At 57.7% G+C, this 23,475-nt stretch carries 22 protein-coding genes; 7 read left to right on the plus strand and 15 right to left on the minus strand.

What is annotated here, in order from left to right; all coding sequences use genetic code 11:
- Positions 1-34 precede the first annotated feature (34 nt).
- Both ybaL and AC0TOY_RS09060 read right to left on the minus strand, forming a co-directional pair.
- Positions 35-1,711: a YbaL family putative K(+) efflux transporter gene (gene ybaL / locus AC0TOY_RS09055; RefSeq protein ID WP_024906856.1), complete on the minus strand. Its 1,677-nt coding sequence runs from the start codon at positions 1,709-1,711 to the stop codon at positions 35-37.
- A gap of 229 nt (positions 1,712-1,940) precedes the next feature.
- A complete protein-coding gene (locus AC0TOY_RS09060) occupies positions 1,941-3,161 on the minus strand; it encodes an MFS transporter (protein ID WP_267217127.1) in 1,221 nt (406 codons plus the stop codon).
- A 169-nt stretch (positions 3,162-3,330) separates the two neighbouring features.
- On the opposite strand from AC0TOY_RS09060, the gene ushA reads away from it, so the two are divergent.
- Positions 3,331-4,983, plus strand: coding sequence for a bifunctional UDP-sugar hydrolase/5'-nucleotidase UshA (gene ushA, locus AC0TOY_RS09065; RefSeq protein ID WP_473721738.1), 1,653 nt, complete (start codon positions 3,331-3,333; stop codon positions 4,981-4,983).
- 92 nt (positions 4,984-5,075) lie between these two features.
- Here ushA and ybaK read toward each other — a convergent pair whose 3' ends face one another.
- The 3 genes from ybaK to copA form a co-directional block, all read right to left on the minus strand.
- Positions 5,076-5,555, minus strand: a complete 480-nt coding sequence (gene ybaK / locus AC0TOY_RS09070; RefSeq protein ID WP_023310615.1) for a Cys-tRNA(Pro)/Cys-tRNA(Cys) deacylase YbaK — start codon at positions 5,553-5,555, stop codon at positions 5,076-5,078.
- 199 nt (positions 5,556-5,754) lie between these two features.
- Positions 5,755-6,549, minus strand: coding sequence for a TraB/GumN family protein (locus AC0TOY_RS09075; RefSeq protein ID WP_061715850.1), 795 nt, complete (start codon positions 6,547-6,549; stop codon positions 5,755-5,757).
- A gap of 50 nt (positions 6,550-6,599) precedes the next feature.
- Positions 6,600-9,098, minus strand: a complete 2,499-nt coding sequence (gene copA / locus AC0TOY_RS09080) for a copper-exporting P-type ATPase CopA (RefSeq protein WP_473721739.1) — start codon at positions 9,096-9,098, stop codon at positions 6,600-6,602.
- A gap of 108 nt (positions 9,099-9,206) precedes the next feature.
- On the opposite strand from copA, the gene cueR reads away from it, so the two are divergent.
- Positions 9,207-9,617: a Cu(I)-responsive transcriptional regulator gene (gene cueR / locus AC0TOY_RS09085; RefSeq protein ID WP_024906861.1), complete on the plus strand. Its 411-nt coding sequence runs from the start codon at positions 9,207-9,209 to the stop codon at positions 9,615-9,617.
- Here cueR and AC0TOY_RS09090 read toward each other — a convergent pair.
- From AC0TOY_RS09090 to AC0TOY_RS09100, 3 genes are read right to left on the minus strand one after another with little or no spacing between them, the layout of a single operon-like run.
- Positions 9,614-10,066 (minus strand): NfeD family protein, encoded by a 453-nt coding sequence (locus AC0TOY_RS09090; RefSeq protein WP_473721740.1) that lies wholly within the window; start codon positions 10,064-10,066, stop codon positions 9,614-9,616. The genes cueR and AC0TOY_RS09090 overlap by 4 nt on opposite strands.
- Positions 10,063-10,977, minus strand: a complete 915-nt coding sequence (locus tag AC0TOY_RS09095; RefSeq protein WP_024906863.1) for an SPFH domain-containing protein — start codon at positions 10,975-10,977, stop codon at positions 10,063-10,065. Before AC0TOY_RS09095 ends, AC0TOY_RS09090 begins: the two co-directional genes overlap by 4 nt.
- Positions 10,978-11,021: 44 nt before the next feature.
- Positions 11,022-11,861 (minus strand): hypothetical protein, encoded by an 840-nt coding sequence (locus AC0TOY_RS09100; RefSeq protein WP_024906864.1) that lies wholly within the window; start codon positions 11,859-11,861, stop codon positions 11,022-11,024.
- 143 nt (positions 11,862-12,004) lie between these two features.
- Between AC0TOY_RS09100 and fetA the strand changes: the two genes are divergently transcribed.
- Positions 12,005-12,676: an iron efflux ABC transporter ATP-binding subunit FetA gene (fetA, locus tag AC0TOY_RS09105; RefSeq protein WP_032646196.1), complete on the plus strand. Its 672-nt coding sequence runs from the start codon at positions 12,005-12,007 to the stop codon at positions 12,674-12,676.
- Positions 12,669-13,451, plus strand: a complete 783-nt coding sequence (fetB, locus tag AC0TOY_RS09110; RefSeq protein WP_024906866.1) for an iron efflux ABC transporter permease subunit FetB — start codon at positions 12,669-12,671, stop codon at positions 13,449-13,451. Before fetA ends, fetB begins: the two co-directional genes overlap by 8 nt.
- Before the next feature lie 48 nt (positions 13,452-13,499).
- Here fetB and AC0TOY_RS09115 read toward each other — a convergent pair whose 3' ends face one another.
- The 3 genes from AC0TOY_RS09115 to tesA are packed head-to-tail and all read right to left on the minus strand — an operon-like array spanning position 13,500 to position 15,835.
- Entirely contained in the window at positions 13,500-14,354 is an 855-nt protein-coding gene (locus tag AC0TOY_RS09115) for a co-chaperone YbbN (RefSeq protein ID WP_024906867.1), read from the minus strand.
- 58 nt (positions 14,355-14,412) lie between these two features.
- The gene (locus tag AC0TOY_RS09120) at positions 14,413-15,183 is read right to left on the minus strand and encodes an SDR family oxidoreductase (RefSeq protein WP_014882827.1); all 771 of its coding nucleotides are present in this window, start codon (positions 15,181-15,183) and stop codon (positions 14,413-14,415) included.
- A 28-nt stretch (positions 15,184-15,211) separates the two neighbouring features.
- Complete coding sequence (gene tesA, locus AC0TOY_RS09125) at positions 15,212-15,835, minus strand: multifunctional acyl-CoA thioesterase I/protease I/lysophospholipase L1 (protein WP_032646200.1); 624 nt, start codon at positions 15,833-15,835, stop codon at positions 15,212-15,214.
- Between tesA and ybbA the strand changes: the two genes are divergently transcribed.
- From ybbA to AC0TOY_RS09140, 3 genes are all read left to right on the plus strand, one after another.
- The gene (gene ybbA / locus AC0TOY_RS09130) at positions 15,806-16,492 is read left to right on the plus strand and encodes a putative ABC transporter ATP-binding protein YbbA (protein WP_023617272.1); all 687 of its coding nucleotides are present in this window, start codon (positions 15,806-15,808) and stop codon (positions 16,490-16,492) included. The genes tesA and ybbA overlap by 30 nt on opposite strands.
- Positions 16,489-18,903: a putative ABC transporter permease subunit YbbP gene (gene ybbP / locus AC0TOY_RS09135; protein WP_473721741.1), complete on the plus strand. Its 2,415-nt coding sequence runs from the start codon at positions 16,489-16,491 to the stop codon at positions 18,901-18,903. The genes ybbA and ybbP overlap by 4 nt, the downstream gene beginning before the upstream one ends.
- 183 nt (positions 18,904-19,086) lie before the next feature.
- Entirely contained in the window at positions 19,087-20,232 is a 1,146-nt protein-coding gene (locus AC0TOY_RS09140; protein ID WP_024906872.1) for a porin, read from the plus strand.
- Between the two features lie 123 nt (positions 20,233-20,355).
- Here AC0TOY_RS09140 and mnmH read toward each other — a convergent pair whose 3' ends face one another.
- From mnmH to AC0TOY_RS09160, 4 genes are all read right to left on the minus strand, one after another.
- Positions 20,356-21,426 carry a tRNA 2-selenouridine(34) synthase MnmH gene (mnmH, locus tag AC0TOY_RS09145; protein WP_090417969.1) on the minus strand — a complete coding sequence of 357 codons (1,071 nt, stop codon included), beginning with the start codon at positions 21,424-21,426 and terminating at the stop codon, positions 20,356-20,358.
- A gap of 84 nt (positions 21,427-21,510) precedes the next feature.
- Positions 21,511-22,578 carry a 5-(carboxyamino)imidazole ribonucleotide synthase gene (purK, locus tag AC0TOY_RS09150; RefSeq protein ID WP_024906874.1) on the minus strand — a complete coding sequence of 356 codons (1,068 nt, stop codon included), beginning with the start codon at positions 22,576-22,578 and terminating at the stop codon, positions 21,511-21,513.
- Positions 22,575-23,084, minus strand: coding sequence for a 5-(carboxyamino)imidazole ribonucleotide mutase (gene purE, locus AC0TOY_RS09155; RefSeq protein WP_014882834.1), 510 nt, complete (start codon positions 23,082-23,084; stop codon positions 22,575-22,577). The genes purK and purE overlap by 4 nt, the downstream gene beginning before the upstream one ends.
- 171 nt (positions 23,085-23,255) lie before the next feature.
- The gene (locus tag AC0TOY_RS09160) at positions 23,256-23,465 is read right to left on the minus strand and encodes a YdgH/BhsA/McbA-like domain containing protein (protein ID WP_024906875.1); all 210 of its coding nucleotides are present in this window, start codon (positions 23,463-23,465) and stop codon (positions 23,256-23,258) included.
- Positions 23,466-23,475 lie beyond the last annotated feature (10 nt).

A 23,475-nucleotide genomic window follows, 5' to 3' on the forward strand; every position in this document is an offset into this window, starting at 1 on the left:
AGGGCCAGGGTGAGGGCATCAGACCGCACTAAACTTACCCCGTCACCGCCTCTTCAACCGGCGGTTTTTCCAGCAGCGTCAGCATGGTGTTAGCAATCTCGCGCTCGCCCATCACCACCTTATCTGCACCGCGCTCGGTAATGTACTCCACCTCGTCGTCATAGTGCGCCCGGGCGATAATCTCAATTGTTGGGCACTTCGCGCGTGCGGAAGCCACAATCTCACCCGCTTCATAGCCGTTAGGAATGGTCAGCAGCAGCCACCGGGCGCAGTCCAGATGCGCCAGATTCATGATCTCTTCGTTCGCCGCATTGCCCAGCACCGCACGAATACCGCGCTCGCGCAGCTCGTCGACGCGGGTGCGCGAGGTCTCAATCACCACCAGCGGAATGCCCTGTGCCATCAGCTTTTCACCGAGCAGGCTGCCCACGCGGCCAAAGCCGACCAGCAGAGCGTGGTTGCAAATATCAACCGGGATCTGCTTCTCTTCTTCGATGGCCTCTTCGAGCGTCTGCTCTTCCAGCGTTTCGGTTTTATCGAGATATTTTTCCAGCAGGGCAAACAGCACCGGGTTCAGCATGATGGAGAGGATCGCCCCCGCCAGCACCAGGTTTTGCCCCGCCTGCGGCAGCAGATTCAGGGCCATGCCCAGACCGGCCAGAATAAAGGCGAACTCACCGATCTGTGCCAGGCTGGCGGCGATGGTTAGCGCCGTACGCGGAGAGTGACCGAACATTCGTACCAGGAAGAAGGCGGCAAGCGACTTACCAAAGATGATGATCGCCAGCGTGCCCAGCACGGCCAGCGGTTGATGGATCAGGACCATCGGGTCAAACAGCATCCCGACGGAGACGAAGAACAGTACGGCGAAGGCATCGCGCAGCGGTAACGTATCGTGCGCCGCGCGGTGGCTCAGCTCGGACTCGTTCAGCACCATCCCGGCGAAGAACGCACCCAGGGCAAAGGAGACATCAAACAGCTCAACGGCACCAAAGGCGATGCCCAGCGCCAGCGCCAGCACGGAGAGGGTAAACAGCTCGCGTGAGCCGGTCGCCGCGCTGCGGGACATGATCCACGGCACCAGACGGCGGCCCACCAGCATCATGATGGCGATAAACGCCACAACCTTACCAATGGTGATGCCCATATCCAGCGCCAGCGAGGCGAAGCCGACGTTGTCTTTTTCCATCATCCCGGCGACGGCAGGCAGGAGTACCAGCGTCAGGACCATGACCAGGTCTTCCACAATCAGCCAGCCAATCGCGATCTGCCCGCGCTGGCTGTCAATCAGCTGTCTCTCCTCAAGCGCGCGCAGCAGCACCACGGTACTGGCGGTTGAGAGACACAGCCCAAATACGATGCCGGTCATCAGCGACCAGCCCAGTACGGCCGAAAGCGCCATCCCCAGCAGCGTCGCCACCCCTATCTGGGCGATCGCTCCCGGTATGGCAATCGACTTTACCGCCATCAAATCCTTCAGGGAAAAATGCAGACCGACGCCAAACATCAGCAGAATCACGCCCAATTCCGCCAGTTCAGGTGCCAGTTTGGTATCCGCAACGAAACCTGGCGTGAACGGTCCCGCCAGAACACCTGCCAGCAGATAGCCGACAAGAGGAGAAATACGCAGTTTATTGGCAATCATGCCGAGGATAAAAGCGAGCACAAGTCCACCAACAATGGTGGTGATAAGCGGTGTGGCGTGGTGCATTCCGTCTCCTTTCGTTGTGGGTGTTCCTTTTTGGCGAAAACCAAAAAACCGAGTAATAGTTTATGACAATTTTTACACTTATGTTTATGAATAATTGTTGAAGTTTGAATAAAACAGCAATATGCACGTAAAAAAGCGCATTTTGATAAATTCAGAGAGGGGATGAAGAAGAAACCCTTATGGCATCAGGGTGTCAGGTAGCCAAAGTAAAACTTTGGCTACCTGTAATTCAGGCTTTATGTCGGTTATCAGGCAGGAATATAGTTAACATCCCAAGAAGCGGCAGGAAAGCGCAGATTTTATAAACCAGGAAGATGCTGGTGTGATCCGCAACCATCCCTAACACCGCTGCGCCAAGCCCGCCCATGCCGAAGGCGAAACCGAAAAAGAGTCCGGAAACCATACCGATACGGCCAGGCAGCAGCTCCTGGGCATAAACCAGAATGGCGGAAAACGCGGAAGCGAGGATAAAACCAATAATCACGGTTAAAATCCCCGTCCATTCAAGGCTCGCGTACGGCAAAATAAGGGTAAACGGCGCCACGCCGAGGATAGAGCCCCAAATGACATATTTACGCCCAATCTTATCACCCACAGGCCCGCCAATGACCGTACCGGCCGCGACGGCGAACAGGAAGGCAAACAGGTGGATCTGCGCGTTTTGTACCGATAATCCGAATTTTTGCATCAGATAAAAGGTGTAATAGCTGCTGATGCTCGCCATATAGAAGTATTTCGAGAAAATCAGCACCAGCAATACGGCAACCGCCAGGATAACCTTATTGCGCGGCAGGGGATTAATAACCTTCGCTTTAGGTTTCCCTTTGTTCACGCGATGCTGCGCGGCATACCAGCGGCTGATTTGCGCCAGCACGATAATCGCCAGCAGTGCGGCCAGTACAAACCAGGCCACGTTGCCTTTGCCATACGGCGCGATGATCACCGCCGCCAGCAATGGGCCCAGGGAGCTACCAAAGTTACCGCCCACCTGGAAGAGCGACTGCGCCAGCCCGTGACGCCCTCCTGAAGCCATCCGCGCCACGCGGGAGGACTCCGGATGGAACACGGAAGACCCGGTGCCCACCAGCGCGGCGGCAACCAGCACCGCTTCAAAACTCCCCGCCATGGCCAGCAGCACCAGCCCGCTTAAGGTAAAGCACATGCCAATCGGCAGCGACCACGGCATCGGGTATTTATCCGTCCAGTAGCCCACCACCGGCTGCAGCAGCGAGGAAGCCAGCTGGAAGGTCAGGGTGATCATCCCGATCTGCACGAAGGTGAGTGAGAACTCAGACTGCAGCAGCGGATAAATCGCCAGAATCAACGACTGGATCATGTCGTTGAGCAGGTGCGAGAGACTGATTGCGCCTAAGACTTTAAAGGAGGTGCGCGATGCAGGCGGCGACGCCGGCGCGCCCGGAACGGGCTGGGTTGATTCACTGATTGCCATAGAGAGAAGTACCACGTCTTTAGTTATTAGAGATGCAGGGTGTAATTATTATCCAACTAACATACCCGCCTGCGACATTTGAAGAAAGTCGCAATTATGAAAACTTATTTGTCTATTCTTATTAGTCACTGTAATTTCTGCCTTTGTCTATTGGTCAGGGAGAGAGAAGATGAAGTTAATGAAGCGGGGCGTCGCGCTGGCGCTCATCGCGGCGTGGGGGCTGGTAAGCCTGCCCGCGCAGGCGTATGAAAAAGACAAAACCTATAAAATTACCATTCTGCATACCAACGACCACCACGGTCACTTCTGGCGCAGTGAATACGGCGAATATGGCCTGTCGGCACAAAAAACGCTGGTGGATGGCATTCGCAAAGAGGTGGCGGCTCAGGGCGGCAGCGTACTGTTGCTCTCAGGCGGTGATATTAATACCGGCGTGCCGGAATCCGATTTGCAGGACGCCGAACCCGACTTTCGCGGCATGAATCTGATTGGCTACGACGCGATGGCAGTCGGTAACCATGAGTTTGATAATCCGCTGACCGTGCTGCGTCAGCAGGAAAAATGGGCCAAATTCCCGTTCCTCTCCGCCAATATTTACCAGAAAAGCACCGGCGAACGCCTGTTTAAACCCTGGGCGCTGTTTAAGCGTCAGGATCTGAAAATCGCGGTCATCGGCCTAACCACTGACGATACGGCGAAAATTGGCAACCCTGAGTTCTTCACCGATATCGAATTCCGTAAACCGGCAGACGAAGCGAAGCTGGTGATTCAGGAATTGCAGCAAAACGAAAAGCCGGACGTGATTATCGCCACCACGCACATGGGCCACTACGATAACGGCGAGCACGGTTCCAATGCGCCCGGCGACGTCGAGATGGCGCGCAGCCTGCCGGCAGGCTCGCTGGCAATGATTGTGGGCGGTCACTCACAGGATCCGGTGTGTATGGCCTCGGAGAACAAAAAGCAGGTGGACTACGTGCCGGGCACGCCGTGCGCGCCGGACCGTCAGAACGGTATCTGGATCGTACAGGCGCACGAGTGGGGTAAATACGTGGGTCGTGCAGATTTCGAGTTCCGTAACGGCGAGATGAAGCTGGTTCATTATCAGCTCATTCCGGTCAACCTGAAGAAGAAGGTCACCTACCCGGACGGGAAAAGTGAGCGCGTACTTTACACGCCTGAAATTGCAGAGAACCAGCAGATGCTCTCCCTGCTGACGCCGTTCCAGAACAAAGGCAAGGCGCAGCTGGACGTGAAGATTGGCACGCTCAATGGCCGCCTGGAAGGGGACCGCAGCAAAGTCCGCTTCGTGCAGACCAACATGGGCCACCTGGTGCTGGCAGCGCAAATAGCGCGCACCGGCGCTGACTTTGGCGTAATGAGCGGCGGCGGCATTCGTGATTCCATCGAAGGCAGAAACATCACCTATAAAGACGTGCTGAAGGTACAGCCGTTCGGCAACGTGGTGGTGTATGCGGATATGAGCGGGAAAGAGGTGATTGAGTACCTGACCGCCGTGGCGCAGATGAAGCCAGATTCCGGGGCCTATCCGCAGTTTGCTAACGTCAGCTTCGTCGCGAAAGACGGCAAGCTTAACGACCTGAAGATCAAAGGCGAACCGGTTGACCCGGCTAAAACGTACCGTCTGGCGACGTTAAGCTTTAACGCCACGGGCGGCGACGGCTATCCGCATATTGATAATAAACCGGGATACGTGAATACCGGCTTTATCGATGCCGAAGTGCTGAAGCAGTTCATCGAGCAGAATTCACCGATTGACGTGAATGCGTATGAGCCGAAAGGCGAGGTGAGCTGGCAGTAGTGCGGGGATTTTGTGCCGGGTGGCGGCTTCGCCTTACCCGGCCTACATCCGAACCGTAGGCCCGGTAAGCGCAGCGCCACCGGGCAATTTCCTCAATCCCGGCGGGCAATATCCGCAAACTTCGCGTCCAGCATTTTCGCCAGATCGCCCGCGGCAAGCTCAATGTCCAGCCCGCGTTTGCCGCCGGATATAAAAATGGTCTCAAATTCCTGTGAGGGTGCATCGATCAGCGTCGGCAGGCGTTTTTTCTGTCCGAGCGGGCTGATGCCGCCCACCAGGTAGCCCGTGGTGCGCTGCGCCACCATCGGATCCGCCATATCCACCTTCTTTGCCCCCAGCGCTTTGGCGACTTTCTTCAGATCCAGCTGTCCTGCCACGGGAGTCACCGCGACGGCGAGGTGTTTCATATCGCCGTTCACCGCCACCAGCAGCGTTTTGTAAACCTGGTCAGCATTCAGCCCCAGCTTGCGCACCACTTCATCACCAAAGTTGGTCTCGTTCGGATCGTGATCGTAAGTGTGGATCCGGAAAGAAATGTTGTTTTTTTCGAGTAATTTAACGGCGGGAGTCATAGCTATCCTTCTTACGACAGACAAATCATGCCAACAGCATACGCCTGACGTTTGTCTAAAAAATAGCACCATCTTGCGCAATAGTATTGGCAGTGATGGTCACTTTGAGCGACAATCGGCTCAACCGAAGGTCTCCTTCGGCATAATAAAAACGATGAAATTCCTCTTTGACGGGCCAATAGAAATATTGGCCATTTTTTTATTTTAACAGTGACGGCAAATTCCCTTCTCCGTACAAATGTAACGCCCCAACCGCCACCACGTAATGCCCCGCAGGTAAAGCATGCAGCGTCTGCCGCCAGGCTTTGTTGCGCGCATTCATCAGCACATCATACAGCGATTCGCTGAACGTCGACGGTAATGCCAGCTTACCGTCCTCTGGCGGCGCATCCAGCCACCAGCCAATCATGGTCTGCAGCAGGCGAGCGTTGGTGTGCCAGTGGGTCAACGTATCATCCAGCAGCATCAAGCCGTCGTCGGGAAGCTGCCGCAGAAGCGCAATCTGGCTGTCCGTCCCCTCCAGCTCGATGATGGGCAGGCTGCGCGCCCTTGCTGCGTTCAGCAGCTGGTAATCGATGCCGTAATCACCGCGCAGGCCCAGACGCTGCGCCTGCGTAGCCTGTAATACCATCGCGATTTGCCAGAGCGGCAGGGTGTCAATCATAGAGAGCGAGACGCCCGTCTCATCGGCCACGCGCGTCAGTTCCGCAAGCTGGGTTTCATCCAGGCGCTCCGCCAGGGGGAGATCGCTCTCGAGCCCGGCAAACGGTGACTCCTGACCCGAAATGTCCGCTTCAACGACCAGCGCGTCGGCGTGTTTCAGCAGTTTTATCAGGCCGGGTGGCAGGGGAGACATATTCTGCGTTCCCATATGGATGCTGCCGACCAGGTGCAGGTGTTGCCCGCCGGGAAGCGAGATATCCAGACCGGGCCAGGCGTAACGGCGGGGAAAGAGGGCGCGAAACGATGTTTTTATACGATTAAACAGACCCATACGCGCTCCATGAACGGAAAGGTTCATGCTAGCGCGTACGGGTACAAGGTTCAATCCTTCGGTTTAAAGCGCAGCAGGCGGTTGGCGTTGCTCACCACGGTGATGGAGGAGAGTGCCATCGCCGCACCCGCGACCACCGGGTTAAGCAGCGTGCCGGTCAGCGGCCACAAAATACCTGCAGCAATCGGGATGCCGAGTGAGTTATAGATAAACGCCCCCAGCAGGTTCTGCTTCATGTTGCGCAGCGTGGCTTTTGAAATGGCCAGCGCGTCGGCAACGCCCATCAGGCTATGGCGCATCAGCGTGATGGCAGCGGTTTCAATGGCGACATCGCTCCCGCCACCCATCGCAATCCCCACGTCAGCCTGGGCCAGCGCCGGGGCATCGTTGATGCCGTCGCCGACCATCGCCACCTGACGGCCCTGACTTTGCAGTTTCTTGATGGCGTCCGCTTTACCGTCCGGCAGTACGCCCGCAATCACCTCATCAATTCCGGCTTCTTTCGCGATGGCGTTGGCGGTGGTCGGGTTATCCCCGGTCAGCATTACCAGACTGTAGCCGGCACGGTGCAGGCGCTGCAGGGCGTCCACGCTGTCCTGGCGAAGCGGATCGCGCACGGCCAGCAGCGCGGCGGCTTTGCCATCCACCGCCAGCAGAACCGGCGTGGCGCCCTGAGACGCCTGCGCTTTAAGCTCGCTTTCCAGCGCGGTGGTATCAATACCGTTTTCATTGAGCAATGCCTGGTTGCCCAGCAGCAGCACGTGGCCTTCTGCTTCGCCGCTGACGCCGAGCCCGCGCAGGGTGCGGAAATTGCTGACCTGCGGAAGGGCAGACTCACTCGCTTTATCGAGAATGGCGCGCGCCAGCGGATGGCTGGAGCCTTGCTCCAGCGCGGCGGCGAGGCGCAGCGCGTTCTCTTCCGGAATGCCGACCGTGTGGACGGCCACCACCTGCGGTTTACCTTCCGTCAGCGTGCCGGTTTTATCAAACACCAGCGTATCGAGGGTGCTGGCCCGCTGCAGCGCGTCCGCATCCCGCACCAGTACGCCAAATTCGGCTGCGCGGCCAACGCCGGAGATGATCGACATCGGCGTCGCCAGACCAAGGGCGCAAGGACAGGCAATGATCAGTACCGTGGTGGCGATCACCAGGGTATAAACAATCTGCGGCGCGGGGCCGAAGACATACCAGATCGCCGCGCTCAGCAGGGCAATACCAACCACCACCGGCACAAAAATGGCCGAGATTCTGTCAGCAAGCTGGCCAATTTCCGGCTTGCTGCTCTGCGCCTGGCGCACCATGCGGATAATACGCGACAGCGTGGTGTGGCTGCCGACGGCGCTGGCGGTGAACAGCACGCTGCCGTCCTGTACCACCGTACCGGCATGCACGGCGTCGCCGTCTGATTTCTGCTGGGGGATCGGTTCCCCGGTCAGCATCGCTTCATCCAGCCAGGCTTCGCCCTGGGTTATCTTGCCGTCAACGGGAACCCGGTCGCCGGTGGTCAGACGCAGCGTCATGCCGGGCTGAACCTCGACCAGCGGAACGCTCTTTTCCCCTTCGTCCGTGACCACGCGGGCCGTCGGTGGGGTTAAATCAAGCAATCTTTCCAGCGCTTTCGAGGAACGCTGACGGGCGCGGGCTTCCAGCATATGACCTAAGTTAATCAGGCCGATAATCATCGCGCTGGCTTCATAATAGAGATGCCGCGCTTCCATCGGGAACCACTGGGGCCAGACGTTCACGCTCATCGAATAGAGCCATGCTGCGCCGGTACCGAGCGCCACCAGCGTATCCATCGTCGCGGTGCGGTTTTTCAGGCTTTTCCAGGCGCTGGTATAGAAATGTCCGCCTGCAAACACCATCACCGCAAGGGTAATCAGCCCAATCACCAGCCACAGGGTGCGGTTGTCGTCGGTGACCATCATGTTGTCGCCGATCATTCCCCAGACCATCACCGGAATACCGACCAGCAGGGCAACGATTGCCTGCCAGCGAAAGCGCTTCATGGTGGCGATAGCCGTTTCCTGCTGGCGCTCGCGGCGCTCGGCATCATCTTCGATGGCCTCCGCCCCGTAGCCCGCTTTCTCAACGGCCTGTACTAAATCTGCGGCGGAGGCACTGCCCATCACCAGCGCAGTACGCTCCGCAAGATTGACCCGTGCCTGCGCGACGCCCGGTACGGCCTGCAAGGCGTTTTGTACCCGGGAGACGCAGCTGGCGCAGCTCATGCCGTTGATCAGCAGCTGTTGGCTGTCATCAATATCATCAGCTACCGGAAGCTCAGGAGTGGCCGCTGTCAGTGCTTCCGACGGGGATGATGACTCTGCCAGCGGTTTAGCCTTTGGGTGGCTTAACTCCGCCCCGTAACCGGCCTGCTTGATGGTATCGATCAACGCATCCGCGCTGGCGCTGCCGGTCACGGCGGCATGATCGATAGTCACCTCAGCGCTTTCAACGTCAGGGCGCTGTTCCAGGCTTTCTTTAACGCGTTTGACGCAGTGGCCGCATGAGAGGCCGTCCAGCGTCAGGTCAATAGTGTGAGACATAACAAAACTCCCGTATAATATTTTGGTCAGTTGTTGACCGGAGTAACGCTTTTTACTAACTGTTATGAAGGTTAAACCTTCCATCAAGGGGAAGGTCAAGGGGGAAATGTGAATATCAGTGATGTGGCAAAAAAAACCGGCTTAACCAGCAAGGCAATCCGCTTTTATGAAGAGAAGGGGCTGGTCACGCCGCCGCTGCGCAGCGAAAACGGCTACCGCAGCTATACGAAACTGCATATTGATGAGCTGACGCTACTGCGCCAGGCAAGACAGGTCGGGTTTAATCTGGAAGAGTGCGGCGAGCTGGTTAACCTGTTCAACGATCCGAAGCGTCACAGCGCCGACGTGAAAAAACGCACGCTGGAAAAGGTGGCCGAGATTGAACGTCATATCACCGAGCTGCAGGCGATGCGCGAACAGCTGCTGCAGCTCGCGGAATCCTGTCCGGGGGATGACAGCGCCGACTGCCCGATAATCGACAATCTTGCCGGCTGCTGCCATCGTAAGGCCTCTGCCTAACAGGCTTTCACCCGCAGGGTAATGCCTTCCACCGCAATGACCTCAACCCGCGTGCCGGCGCTGAGGTCGTCGTCGGCGACCACCGGCCACGAGCTGTCGCCCACCCGCATATGCCCCCGCCCGTTTACCAGGGCGGTGTCGAGCGTAAAACGTTTGCCGACTATTTGCTGTCCGCGCTGGTTAAGGTGCGTGTCCAGCGGTTTCTGCTCGTTAACCCGCCGGTTGAGCCAGCGCCACCACAGCCAGGCGGCTACCAGCGTCAGCACGGCAAACAGTGCGCCCTGCCACGCCCACTCCAGGGGAAGGATCCAGACCAGAAGACCCGTAATGACGGCAGCAACACCGCTCCAGAGCAGGTAGCCGTTGCCGCCCAGCATCTCCGCCGCCAGCAATAAGCCACCGAGGCTTAGCCAGAAGGCATGAGGATGTGCAACGATCAGCTCAATCATTTTTTACGCTCGTTTCCGCTGTCCTTGATCAGTTCGGCAATACCGGCGATAGAGCCCATCAGGCTGCTGGCATCCAGCGGCATCATCACCACTTTGCTGTTGTTCGCCGAGCCAATCTGTTTCAGCGCGTCGGTATATTTTTGCGCGACAAAGTAGTTCACGGCCTGGATATCACCGGCGGCAATCGCCTCAGACACCATTTGGGTAGCGCGGGCTTCCGCTTCGGCCGAACGTTCACGCGCTTCAGCCTGTAAGAATGCGGACTGACGATCGCCTTCCGCTTTCAGGATCTGCGACTGTTTTTCACCTTCCGCTTTGAGGATCTCCGCCTGACGCACCCCTTCAGCTTCCAGAATATAGGCGCGCTTGGTTCGCTCGGCCTTCATCTGGGCGTTCATGGAGGCGATCAGCTCCGCCGGTGGGCGCACGTCGCGGATCTCGATGCGGGTGACCTTGATCCCCCACGGGTTCGTTGCCTCGTCGACAATGTGCAGCAGGCGGGTGTTGATGCTGTCGCGCTGGGAAAGCATCTCGTCCAGCTCCATCGAGCCGAGCACGGTACGGATGTTGGTCATCGTCAGGTTGACGATCGCCAGCTCCAGGTTGCTGACCTCATAGGCCGCTTTTGGCGCATCAATCACCTGAATAAAGCAGACGGCGTCGATGGTGACGTTGGCGTTATCCTTGGAGATCACTTCCTGGGACGGAATGTCCAGAACCTGCTCCATCATGTTGATCTTTCGACCAATTCTGTCCATGAACGGAACAATCAGGCTTAAGCCAGGCTGGAGTGTGTTGGTGTATCGACCGAAACGCTCAACGGTCCACTGATAACCCTGAGGGACAATTTTGACGCCGGCGCCCACGATAACCAGCGCAACGAAAATAAGGACAGGAACAACGATAAGCATAAAAACCTCCTGTTTTGCATGCTGTGACGAGTGAAAGTGTGTGTTTATTGCTCGTAAGTATAGGTAAAGTCAGAAATGAATCCATCACCCGCTTCGGCAATGGCTTTCGATAATCCCTCGTAGTAATTCTCCAGCCCCAGCGCTTCGATACGCTGGATCTGTTCGCGAATGGGGGCGCAGAACAGTACGGCATTCCCCGCTTCAACGCGTTTGTTATTCGGTGGAAGGTCGCCCGCGATGGCTTTAAACCAGGTTCTGATGCCCTGCTTTAAATTATGTGGCGCTTTTGTCAGATTATCCATGCCCGTCAGGACCTGCAGGGTAGGGAACTCATCGGCCAGCACGGCGGTTTTCATTCGTGCAAAGAACTGACGGAACAATTCAAACGATCCCAGATCGGTCACGCGTGGTTTGGTGGTTTTACCGTTCTTATTGCCGATTTTACCTGCGGCCGGAACCGCATTCACCTTTTCCAGCTCCAGCCCAAATAACAAATTACAGTGCGCGCGGCGTTCTTTCAGCGGGTAGGACATCAGCACGTCAATGAACTGAGTGGCTTTTACATCCGCAAGATTGTGGTTGATAAGCCACTGGGTGCGTGAAAATTCCGCCGGAGAGACGAACCAGTCGGGTACGTCATTGAAACGTTTTGATTTTCCCTTACCGTCAAATTCAAGGAAGTGTGTCCCGTTGTCGAAGGCGAAATAGCAATTTTTGAAGCTGCCGATCGTGGTGTTCACGATGAGCGCCTTCTTAACAAAATCCACCACCTCTGCACCAATGACAAAACGCGTGAGTTCCGACGATTTGATGACTTCCATTAATGTTTCGACATCAGGAACACCAGGCTTCAGGGAAGGAAACTCATAAAAGATATGTGCCATGTCGCATACTTCCTGTAGTGATGGTGGTGACAAATAACAAACAAAAAGTTTAACACTTGCTTTAGCGTGAGGCTATTCGCTCTGTGCGGGCGAAAGGATTATGCTACAGACGGTTATGACAAAAAGCGGTTAACGGAAGCGCAATGAACGATAAAAAAAACGTATTACTTCTCAGGGATGTCGGATTTCGGGTCGGGGAAAACACGATCCTGCAGCACGTCGGGTTTAGCCTGTCGCCAGGTGAGTTTAAATTAATCACGGGCCCCTCAGGCTGCGGCAAAAGCACGCTGTTGAAAATCGTGGCCTCACTCCTCAGCCCGACGGAGGGAACCATTCTGTTTGAAGGACAGGATATTGCGTCGCTCTCTCCGGAAAGCTATCGCCAGCAGGTCTCCTATTGCGTGCAAACGCCCGTGCTTTTTGGCGATACGGTTTATGACAACCTGATTTTCCCGTGGCAAATCCGCAATAAAACGCCGGAGCCGGAACAGTTTATCAACGATCTGGCCCGCTTTGGCCTGGCGCAGGAGACGCTGACCAAATCCATCAACGCGCTGTCGGGCGGAGAAAAGCAGCGCGTCTCGCTGATCCGCAACCTGCAGTTTTTACCGAAGGTGTTGTTGCTTGACGAAATCACCAGCGCGCTGGATGACGTCAACAAGCGCAACGTCAACGAGATTATTCATCGCTACGCCCGGGAGCAAAATATTGCCGTGCTGTGGGTGACGCACGATGCTAACGAAATAACCCATGCGGATGACGTGATTACGCTTCAGCCGCACGGCGGAAAAATGCAGGAGGCAAACCGTGGGTGAACATAACATTACCAACGAATCGCTGGCCTTTTCGATGGTGCTGGTATTGATTGCGATTGTGGTCAGCTACCGCGAAAAGCTGGGGCTGGAAAAAGATATTGTGTGGAGCATCTGCCGCGCGGTGATTCAGCTCATCATCGTCGGCTATGTGCTGAAGTATATCTTCAACGTTAACCACGCGGTGCTGACGCTGCTGATGGTGCTCTTTATCTGCTTTAACGCGGCGTGGAATGCGAAAAAACGCAGTAAATACATTGATAAAGCATTTATCTCGTCGTTTATCGCCATTACCACCGGTACGGCGCTCACGCTGGCGGTGCTGGTGCTCTCCGGCTCGATTGAGTTTACGCCGATGCAGGTTATCCCTATCTCGGGGATGATTGCCGGGAACGCGATGGTGGCCGTTGGGCTCTGTTACAACAACCTTGGCCAGCGATTCAGCAGTGAACAGCAGCAGCTACAGGAGAAACTAAGCCTGGGGGCAACGCCAAAAGTGGCCTCGGCGCGGCTGATTCGCGAGAGCATTCGTTCATCGCTGATCCCAACGGTAGATTCCGCCAAAACGGTGGGGCTGGTGAGCCTGCCGGGGATGATGTCGGGGCTGATTTTTGCCGGTATCGATCCGGTAAAAGCGATTAAGTATCAGATCATGGTGACGTTTATGCTGCTTTCCACGGCAAGCCTGTCGACCATCATTGCCTGCTACCTGACCTATCGGAAGTTTTACAACGCGCGTCACCAGCTGGTGGTGACGCAATTAAAGAAAACGGGTTAAGCCTGTTTTGTAGGCCCGGTAAGCGTTAGCGCCACCGGGCATTTTTTGTTAGTAGAGCAACGCGTACAGCTGACGACGATACTTCGACGCCAGCGCGTCTCCGGTGCCCAGCGCGGCCAGGATCTCCTGGAACATCTTACGCGCCTGACCGTCTGCGGCAGCGAGATCCTTTTGCAGATGGCTGAACAGCAGCTCCAGCGCCTCTTCGTTACGCCCTACCTGGTGCAGCTGCAGCGCCAGCTGGCTTGCCAGCGCGGCGTCCGCCGGGTTGTCGGCAACCTGCTGCTGCAGCTGCTGAATTTCCGGGGTGTCCGCCGCCTGTTTCAGCAGCTCAATTTGTGCGACCAGCCCCTGGTAGCGGGTGTCCTGATCCTGCAGCGGAACGGTCTTGAGTACGGCTTCCGCGTCTTCTGAACGGTGCAGGGCGATCTGCGTTTCCGCCAGCAGCAGGCCAATCTGGCTGTTTTGATTCGACAGCTGCCATGCGTCTTTGAGCAGCGGCAGCGCCTCGTCGTATTTGCCTTCCTGCATCAGCGCCATGCCTTCCTGCGCCTTCAGCTCTTCTTCGCGCGGCAGCACCTTATCCAGCAGGGCGCGGATAGCCTCTTCCGGCTGCGGCCCCTGGAAGCCGTCAACAGGCTGACCGTTCTGGAACAGATAGACGGTGGGAATGGCGCGCAGACCAAACTGGGACGCCACCATCGGCTCGGCGTCGCAGTCCAGCTTCGCGAGAATGAACTGACCGTTGTACTGGGCGGCAAGGCTCTCCAGCACCGGCGTCAGCTGCAGGCAGTGTTGGCTGCGTTCAGACCAGAAGTAGAACAGGACCGGTTTGGTCATCGACTGTTCAAGGGTCTGTTGCAGGTTAGCTTCTGTAATATTGACGATATTCTGTACGGACATGCGGCTTTCTCTTTTGTCGGTTTGTTCTTTACATGGGGATGCGCGTCGTCGCTTCAACTCAGCCGTGTAAAATTTTGTCCATCATCCGGCCCGGCAGCAGGCGTTTTAACCAGCCTACGGCATGGGTGACCAGCGTCACCGGATAGCGCATTTTGGGATGTTCGCTCTCAAAAGCATGGCGCACTTTGGCCACCACTGCCTCTGGCCCGAGGGTAAAACGTGCGGCAATACCGGGGTTCTCGACCGGTTTATCCGCCTGCGTCTGGTTCACGTTTTCGGTAAAGCGGGTGCGAATTGGGCCGGGTTCAATCAGGCTGACCTTAATGCCGCTGTGGCGTAGCTCCATGCGCAGGGCATCGGACCAGGCCTCCAGCGCATATTTGCTGGCGGCGTAGGCGCCGCGTCCCGGGGTGGAAATCAGCCCCATCACCGACGACGTCATCACGATGCGCCCTTCACCGTGCGGCAGCATCGCGGGAAGCAGACGCATGGTGAGCTGATGCACGCCGAAGAAATTGGTCGAAAACTGCTTCTCCAGCGTTTCGCGGGAGAGGGTATCCAGCGGGCCATACACGCCGTAGCCGGCATTGTTAAACAGCCCGTACAGACGATTGTCGGTCAGCGCGATCACCTCATCGGCGGCGCGCTCAACGCTCTCCGGCGAGTCCATATCCAGCAGCACGCCGGTAAAGCCCAGCCCGTTCATGCGTTCGACATCGTCGGGTTTGCGGCAGGCCGCCAGGACCCGAAACCCCTGGCGCTTCAATTCGAGCGCGCTTTCCAGACCGATTCCACTGGAACATCCTGTAATTAAGACCGATTTTTGCATAACTTTACCTGTCAGGATCTCCGTTTAATCAGGAGTCATGTTTAACTAAAGGAGCCAGCCGCGTTGCCATCCAGTCGGCAATAAACGGCTGCGCATCGCGATTGGGGTGGATCCCGTCGTCTTGCATCCACTGGGGTTTGAGATAGACCTCTTCCATGAAAAATGGCAGCAGCGGAATATCAAACTCTTTGGCAAGCTTAGGGTAGATCGCGCTAAAGGCCTCATTATACCGACGACCGTAGTTGGCGGGCAGGCGAATTTGCATCAGCAGCGGCTGGGCGTTTGCCGCCCTGATGTCCTGCAAAATGGTGCGCAGCGTATTCTCCGTTTGCTGAGGCTGGAAACCGCGCAGGCCATCATTACCGCCAAGCTCCACCAGCACCCACCGTGGCTGATGCTGTTTGAGCAGCGCAGGCAGGCGCGACAGGCCCTGCTGCGAGGTATCACCGCTGATGCTGGCGTTGATTACAGACGTTTTGCTCTGCCATTTTTCATTGAGCAGGGCGGGCCAGGCCGCGCTGGCCGCCATGCGATAGCCTGCGCTCAGGCTGTCGCCAAGAACCAGTAACGTGTCCGCTGCCGCCGCGCGGAAGGTCATCAGAATCAAAAACAGGAAGGGCAAATGCCAGCGGAAAACAGTGTTGAAGTTCATCATCTTAAGAAGTCCGTCGGTCAGGGGGAGCACGAGCTTTCCATCCTTACCGGAGTTGAACTCGTTGTCAAACGCGCTGAAACCATCGCGCTGATTGGCGAATCCGGTTCCGGTAAGTCCACGCTGCTGGCGATTTTGGCCGGTCTGGACGACGGCAGCAGCGGCGAGGTCCACCTTGTCGGGCAGCCGCTGCATCAGCTTGATGAAGAGGCGCGGGCCGCGCTGCGCGCGCGTCACGTTGGTTTTGTTTTTCAATCTTTTATGCTGATCCCGACCCTAAACGCGCTGGAAAACGTCGAACTCCCGGCGCTTCTGCGCGGGGAAAATAGCCGTGAAAGCCGCGCTCACGCGAAGGCGCTGCTGGAACAGCTCGGTCTGGGGAAACGTCTCGACCATCTTCCCGCGCAGCTTTCTGGCGGTGAGCAGCAGCGCGTGGCGCTGGCGCGGGCGTTTAACGGTCGCCCGGAAGTGCTGTTTGCCGATGAGCCTACCGGTAACCTTGACCGTAAAACCGGCGACAGGATTGCCGACCTGCTGTTTTCGCTCAACCGCGAGCACGGCACCACGCTGATCCTCGTGACCCACGATCCGCAGCTCGCCGCCCGCTGCGACCGTCGCCTGCGGCTGGTTAACGGTATTCTTCAGGAGGAGGCATGATTACCCGCTGGTTCTGGCGCGAGTGGCGCTCGCCCTCGCTGCTGATTGTCTGGCTGGCGTTAAGCCTGGCGGTGGCCTGCGTGCTGGCGCTCGGCAGCGTCAGCGACCGGATGGAAAAAGGGCTCAGCCAGCAGAGCCGGGAGTTTATGGCGGGAGACCGGGCGCTGCAAAGCTCCCGCCCCGTGCCGCCGGGCTGGATTGACGAAGCGCGTAAAGAAGGGCTGAAGGTGGGGGAGCAGGTAAGCTTCCAGACCATGACCTTTGCGGGCGACACGCCGCAGCTGGCGAGCGTCAAGGCCGTCGATGACATCTACCCGATGTACGGTGACTTGCAGACCCACCCGCCGGGATTAAAGCCCACGCCCGGTACGGTGCTGCTGGCATCGCGTCTGATGGCGCTGCTGAATCTGAAACCCGGCGACAGTATCGACGTCGGCGACGCCACCCTCAAAATTGCCGGGGAAGTGGTACAGGAACCTGACTCTGGGTTTAACCCGTTCCAGCTTGCGCCGCGCCTGCTGATGAACACCGCGGACGTAGCAGCAACCCATGCGGTACAGCCGGGCAGCCGCGTTACCTGGCGCTATAAGTTTGGCGGCACGCCTGCCCAGCTTGACGCATATGAAAAATGGCTTCTGCCGCAGCTCAAACCGGAACACCGCTGGTACGGGCTGGAGCAGGACGAGGGGGCGCTCGGTAAATCTCTGGAGCGCTCTCAGCAGTTCCTGCTGCTGTCGGCCCTGTTGACCCTGCTGCTGGCGGTGGCGGCGGTGGCCGTGGCGATGGGGCACTACTGCCGCAGCCGCTACGACCTGGTGGCGATCCTCAAAACCCTGGGGGCTGGCCGGGCGCAGCTGCGCAAGCTGATTGTCGGTCAGTGGCTGATGCTGCTGGTCCTGTCCGCGCTGACCGGCGGAATAATGGGGCTGCTGTTTGAAAAACTGCTGATGGTGATGCTAAAACCGGTGCTCCCGGCCGCACTGCCGCCGGCCAGCCTCTGGCCGTGGCTATGGGCAATCGGCGCGATGACGGTAATTTCGCTGCTGGTAGGGCTACGCCCTTACCGACTGCTGCTCGCCACGCAGCCGCTGCGCGTGCTCCGCAGCGATGTGGTGGCGAACGTCTGGCCGCTGAAGTTCTACCTTCCGGTGATTATTGCGGTGGCGGTGGGGCTGCTGGCGTGGCTGATGGGGGGCAGCACGCTGCTTTGGGCGGTACTGGCCGGGGCGGTTGTGCTGGCGCTGCTGTGCGGCGTGCTGGGCTGGATACTGCTCAATGTCCTGAAGAGGCTGACGGTAAAATCCCTGCCCGTGCGCCTGGCGGTCAACCGCCTGCTGCATCAGCCCTGGTCAACGCTCAGCCAGCTGTCGGCCTTTTCGCTGTCATTTATGCTGCTGGCGCTGCTGCTGGTGCTGCGCGGCGATCTGCTCGATCGCTGGCAGCAGCAGCTTCCCCCGGAAAGCCCGAACTTTTTCCTGATCAATATTGCCCCAGAACAGGTCACTCCGCTAAAGGGTTTCCTGTCGGAGCATCACATTATCCCTGAGTCGTTCTATCCCATCGTTCGCGCGCGTCTGACGCAGATCAACGGGCAGCCAACGGAGGGGAACAAGGACGAGTCGCTTAACCGCGAGCTGAACCTGACCTGGCAGGAGAAACGCCCTGACCACAACCCGATAACCGCTGGCACCTGGCCGCCAAAAGCGGGGGAAGTGTCGATGGAAGAGGGGCTGGCGACGCGCCTGAACGTGAAGCTTGGGGACAGCGTGACCTTTACCGGCGATACCCAGGATTTTACCGCGAAGGTCACCAGCCTGCGTAAAGTTGACTGGGAAAGCCTGCGGCCAAACTTCTTCTTTATCTTCCCGCCGGGGGCGCTGGACGGTCAGCCGCAGAGCTGGCTGACCAGCTTCCGCTGGGAAAACGGCAACGGCATGCTGACCCAGCTTAACCGGGAGTTTCCGACGGTCAGCCTGCTGGATATTGGAGCGATCCTGAAGCAGGTAGGGCAGGTTCTGGAGCAGGTGAGCCGCGCGCTGGAGGTCATGGTGGTGCTGGTGACGATCTGCGGCGTGCTGTTGCTGCTGGCCCAGGTGCAGGTAGGCATGCGCCAGCGCCATCAGGAGCTGGTGGTCTACCGCACGCTGGGGGCCGGAAAGCGGCTGCTGCGGATGACGCTCTGGAGCGAGTTTGCGCTGCTGGGGCTGGTGGCGGGTCTGGTGGCAGCCATTGGCGCAGAGACGGCGCTGGCGGTGTTGCAGACAAAAGTCTTCGACTTCCCGTGGGAGCCTGACTGGCGTCTCTGGTTGATCCTGCCTCTCTGTGGCGCTGTGCTGCTTTCACTCTGCGGAGGCTGGCTCGGCACGCGGCTGTTAAAGGGCAAAGCCCTGTTCCGTCAGTTCGCGAGTTGATTTAGCACGGTGAAAGTTACGCACCGGTTTCAAATGCCGGTGCGTAGTGTTTAAAAAGCACAAAGTGATAATACCCACTCATTTAGTAGCACAAAACATTAAAAACCCGACCACACAGCCCGATTATTTCCAGTTAATATTCACCCGCTAAATATTTAGCAGCGTGTCTATTAAGGAAAAATAATGACTATAAAAAAATCAGCGCTGGCGGCAACGATCGGCGCGGCAGTGGCATTGACTACCTTCGCTTCTCAGGCGGAAATCACCGTTCTTAAGCAGGATCCTCAGGCGGGTAACCCGCTGAGCCGCCTGAACTTCACTGTGGGTGGGAGTATCCGTCCACAGTTCAACATGATGACCGGTGACGGCGACAAAGGTTCTTACAAGCGTAACGGCTTCGACGGCGGCACCCGTTTCCGTTTCGCAGCAGATTACTACCTGTTTGATGACATCAGTTGGGTAAGCTACTACGAGCTGGGCGTGAACTTCCCTGCAATGTTCAACTGGGACAACCACTACAGCGAAAGCGACCACGACACGACGCGTCGTATGCTCTACACCGGTCTGAAGAGCGACACCTGGGGTACGCTGACCTTCGGTCAACAGAACAGCGTTTACTATGATGTGGTGGGCGCGAAAACCGATATCTGGGACTACGACATGATCGGTCAGGCGCCAGGTAACGGGATCAAAGGCGATTACGACGGCTCTTACCGTTCACGTAATATGCTGAAATATAAGAAAACCGTGGGCGATGCTGACATTTATGCATCCTACCTGTTTGAAGACAGCGAATACCTGCCGGGCAACGGCCTGCGCTACAAGCGTAAAGGCGGCGGTTCACTGGGTCTGGATTACCACCTGACCACCGATCTGACCTGGGGCGCCGCGTGGAACTACACCCGTGCGGATATGCGTAACCCGGCCAATGGCGACAGCAAAACCTACGACCAGAACATCCTCGGTACCGCGCTGAGCTGGACCCCGGACAACTGGACATTCTCCGTTGGCGGCGGCTGGTATCAGAACTTCATGACCACCAAAAAAGTGTCTGTTAACGACTACTTCGCCGGTGATGCATGGGGTATTGAATACTTTGCGGGCTACAAGTTCCCAATTGGTCAGTATGCGGTTAAATCTATCCAGCCTTACTTCATGGGCGACCGTATTGACTACGTGAATGGCCGCAACTACCAGCGCATCGACAACGGCGTGGGTATCAGCTTCCAGCTGGATTACGGTTTCCGCGTGGACTACGAACACGTGTTCACCTCCAGCACCGACGACCTGGGCGACATGAACCTGGTGCGTCTGCGTTACGACTTCTAAGTGATCTTGTAGGGTGCGGCCTGATGCCCTCACCCTGACCCTCTCCCACGGGGAGAGGGAACAAACATTAAAAACGGCAACCCTGGTTGCCGTTTTGCTTTTACCTCGCCACCCGGCTTTCTTTTAGCGATTAAGCCAGTCAGCTACCTCGCCGTACGTCCCGCGATACACAATCTTCTCCGCCTTTTTCTCCAGCTGATAGCCGTACATCGGGTCGTAATAGTCGTTCAGGAGCGGTACAAGCCAGCTGAAGTGCGCGTCCGTGCTGCCAGATCGTTGCTGTTCCAGCAGCGCGGAATCTAACAGCACGGTGAATTCTGCATACCGCTGTAGCCCCAGACGGCGGCGTATGGCGAACAGGCCGTGGTGCAGGTACTCGCTGTACGCTTTCCAGCCCGCTTCCTCGCCGTAGGCAGCAGAAAAATCCGCCCACATATGGTCGAAATACTCTTCGCGCAGGCGTTCAAGACGGATTTCAAACGGATCCTCTACCACCACGATAGGCGCTTCAACCATCCGGTCGCGCAGGCACTCCGGCAGGTGGTTAGAGCCAATCATCCGACCTTCATCTTCCAGCACCCAGCGCGCGGCGTCTTTTTTCAATAGTTCAACCGCAAGGTGGTTTTCAAAGCTCGCCTGGGAAAGCTGCGGCGTGAGCGTGCGGCCAAAAGACGAACCGCGATGGTGCGCCAGCCCTTCCAGATCGATGCCCTGTGCGTGCTGCTTCACCAGCAGGGTTTTACCGTTTCCGGTACAGCCGCCGATAAGCACTATCGGCTTTTGTGACTGCTCAATCGTCACCTGAATCGCCGTCTGGCGCAGGGCTTTATAGCCGCCGCGGATCAGCGGGTAGTCGATGCCCGCCTCTTTAAGCCAGGCCTGCGAGATGTGCGAGCGCTGACCGCCGCGCGCGCAGCAGAGAAAGCCCTCAGGATGGGCAAGGCTGGCTTCACGCCAGGCGTTAATACGTGTCTCACGCGTCTCGCCGTTCACCAGACTATGGCCAAGCGCCAGCGCGGCCTCGGGGCCCTGGCGTTTATAGCAGGTGCCGACGGCGGCGCGTTCGTCGTCATTCATCAACGGCAGGTTAATGGCGGCGGGCATCGCACCCTGGGCAAATTCAATCGGCGCGCGAACGTCGATTAAAGGGGTATCAGACGCGAGGATCGCGCGATAGTCCGTTCCATCGTTCATGGTTATTCCAGAAGAAAACTCAGCAGCAATGGGCGGGGATTGTACGCCGGGGAAGGGGAAGGTCAACTCCCCGGCGCAGATGTCTTACTTGAGCTTTGACTGTGCCCAGACGATACCGCTCGCATATTCCGGCGGCAGGAGAGGGATCATGGCTTCCAGGGTGGCGCTCAGGCGGCCCGTGTCGCTGTCGTTCAGGTTCAGGTGACCGACCTTACGACCCGCGCGAACCTCTTTGTCATACCAGTGCAGATGCACCAGCGGCAGCTTCAGCCAGTCGTAGTTCAGATCGGTGCCGATCAGGTTGATCATCACCGACGGGCTGTCCACCACCGGCTGCGGCAGCGGCAGGTCGGTGATCGCGCGCAGGTGCAGTTCGAACTGGCTGATGGACGCGCCGTTTTGCGTCCAGTGGCCGCTGTTGTGCACGCGCGGTGCAAGTTCGTTGATCAGCAGACCGGACGGGGTGATAAAGCACTCCATCGCCATGACGCCCACATATCCGAGTTCGTGCATGATGGCAGAAAGCATCTCTTCTGCCTGCGCCTGCTGCTCAGCATTGGCGTGCGGGAAGGCGACGCTGGTGCGCAGAATACCGTCCTGATGCAGGTTATGCGTCAGCGGATAAAAGACGGTATGTCCGTCGTGCCCGCGTGCGCCAACCAGTGACACTTCACCGCTAAAGTTGATGCCCTGCTCAACGATGCATTCGCCGTAGCAGTCGTCCGGCAGCTCGGCAGTGTCGTCTGCGCGCAGACGCCACTGGCCACGGCCGTCGTAGCCGCCCACGCGGCGCTTCACGATGGCCAGCTCGCCCAGCATCGCGAAAACATCATTCCACTCGCTTTTATCGGACAGGAGCTGCCACGGCGCGGTCGGCAGGCCGAGCTTGTCGAACAGCTGCTTTTGCGTCAGACGGTCGGCAATGATCGGGAACACGTCGCGGTTTACGAAGGCGTTATGACGCGCCAGTTCGCGGGTCAGCGCGGTTTCCGGCCAGCGTTCGATCTCGGCGGTGATCACGCTCTGGTGGAACGGTACGGCTTCAGGTTCAGCGTCCAGCCCGACGGGCCAGACGGCAATACCCAGCGGCTCACCGGCCTGACGCAGCATGCGGCCTAACTGGCCGTTACCGAGGACGCAAACCTGCTTCATGCCGCACCCCGCGGGTCCGGATTGTCCAGCACTTCGTCGGTCTGGGCTTTACGCCACTCCGCCAGACGCTGATGTAACGCTTTATCGTGCGTCGCCAGGATCTGCGCGGCCAACAGGGCAGCGTTCGCCGCGCCCGCTTTGCCAATCGCCAGCGTCCCGACAGGAATACCGCGCGGCATCTGGACGATGGAGTAGAGGCTGTCCACACCGCTTAACGCGGCGCTTTGTACCGGGACGCCCAGAACCGGCACCAGGGTTTTGGCGGCAATCATGCCCGGCAGGTGTGCTGCGCCGCCCGCACCGGCAATGATCACCTCATAACCGTTCTCTTCGGCGCTTTCGGCGAAGCTGAACAGTTTGTCCGGTGTACGGTGCGCGGAGACCACTTCGACGTGGTGCGGAACATTCAGGATTTCAAAGATTTCGGCGGCGAACTGCATGGTAGCCCAGTCGCTTTTGGACCCCATCACGATGGCGACACGCGCCGGATTATTGCGGGAAGACATGCGTCTTAAAACTCCTGTGGTGCGAAACACACTGCTTTCGAGGGCACAGAGAATAGCATGTTATACGGGCAAGGAAAACGGTTGCGCGGTTAAATCTTGAGCCGTTGTTGCCATCAATTCATAACAAAACAGACCGCATTCTGGCGGTCTGTTTTTGTCGAAGGGCAATCATTATTTCGTCAGTTCTGCGGTCATATACACGCGGTTGTCGACCTTCGCGCTGGTGATTTTGTAAGACGCGCCCTGTTCAGCAGCCTGTGCAGCAATTTTCGCTTCTGCGCGGTCAAGGGTTGAACCGGTTGCGCTGACGCTCTGCGCGAAAGCGCCGAAGGAAGCCAGGGAAAGAGCGGTAACTGCAACGAAAGTTTTGATGGATTTCATGGTCGTATTC

It is taken from the genome of Enterobacter sp. PL_is379 (assembly GCF_055817355.1).

Bases quoted from the DNA above. Each gene is read 5' to 3' on its own strand.
- ybaL (WP_024906856.1), bottom strand. From the start codon at position 1,711: ATGCACCACGCCACACCGCTTATCACCACCATTGTTGGTGGACTTGTG.
- AC0TOY_RS09060 (WP_267217127.1), bottom strand. From the start codon at position 3,161: ATGGCAATCAGTGAATCAACCCAGCCCGTTCCGGGCGCGCCGGCGTCG.
- ushA (WP_473721738.1), top strand. From the start codon at position 3,331: ATGAAGTTAATGAAGCGGGGCGTCGCGCTGGCGCTCATCGCGGCGTGG.
- ybaK (WP_023310615.1), bottom strand. From the start codon at position 5,555: ATGACTCCCGCCGTTAAATTACTCGAAAAAAACAACATTTCTTTCCGG.
- AC0TOY_RS09075 (WP_061715850.1), bottom strand. From the start codon at position 6,549: ATGGGTCTGTTTAATCGTATAAAAACATCGTTTCGCGCCCTCTTTCCC.
- copA (WP_473721739.1), bottom strand. From the start codon at position 9,098: ATGTCTCACACTATTGACCTGACGCTGGACGGCCTCTCATGCGGCCAC.
- AC0TOY_RS09090 (WP_473721740.1), bottom strand. From the start codon at position 10,066: ATGATTGAGCTGATCGTTGCACATCCTCATGCCTTCTGGCTAAGCCTC.
- AC0TOY_RS09095 (WP_024906863.1), bottom strand. From the start codon at position 10,977: ATGCTTATCGTTGTTCCTGTCCTTATTTTCGTTGCGCTGGTTATCGTG.
- AC0TOY_RS09100 (WP_024906864.1), bottom strand. From the start codon at position 11,861: ATGGCACATATCTTTTATGAGTTTCCTTCCCTGAAGCCTGGTGTTCCT.
- fetA (WP_032646196.1), top strand. From the start codon at position 12,005: ATGAACGATAAAAAAAACGTATTACTTCTCAGGGATGTCGGATTTCGG.
- AC0TOY_RS09115 (WP_024906867.1), bottom strand. From the start codon at position 14,354: ATGTCCGTACAGAATATCGTCAATATTACAGAAGCTAACCTGCAACAG.
- AC0TOY_RS09120 (WP_014882827.1), bottom strand. From the start codon at position 15,183: ATGCAAAAATCGGTCTTAATTACAGGATGTTCCAGTGGAATCGGTCTG.
- ybbA (WP_023617272.1), top strand. From the start codon at position 15,806: ATGCCAGCGGAAAACAGTGTTGAAGTTCATCATCTTAAGAAGTCCGTC.
- tesA (WP_032646200.1), bottom strand. From the start codon at position 15,835: ATGAACTTCAACACTGTTTTCCGCTGGCATTTGCCCTTCCTGTTTTTG.
- ybbP (WP_473721741.1), top strand. From the start codon at position 16,489: ATGATTACCCGCTGGTTCTGGCGCGAGTGGCGCTCGCCCTCGCTGCTG.
- AC0TOY_RS09140 (WP_024906872.1), top strand. From the start codon at position 19,087: ATGACTATAAAAAAATCAGCGCTGGCGGCAACGATCGGCGCGGCAGTG.
- mnmH (WP_090417969.1), bottom strand. From the start codon at position 21,426: ATGAACGATGGAACGGACTATCGCGCGATCCTCGCGTCTGATACCCCT.
- purK (WP_024906874.1), bottom strand. From the start codon at position 22,578: ATGAAGCAGGTTTGCGTCCTCGGTAACGGCCAGTTAGGCCGCATGCTG.
- purE (WP_014882834.1), bottom strand. From the start codon at position 23,084: ATGTCTTCCCGCAATAATCCGGCGCGTGTCGCCATCGTGATGGGGTCC.
- AC0TOY_RS09160 (WP_024906875.1), bottom strand. From the start codon at position 23,465: ATGAAATCCATCAAAACTTTCGTTGCAGTTACCGCTCTTTCCCTGGCT.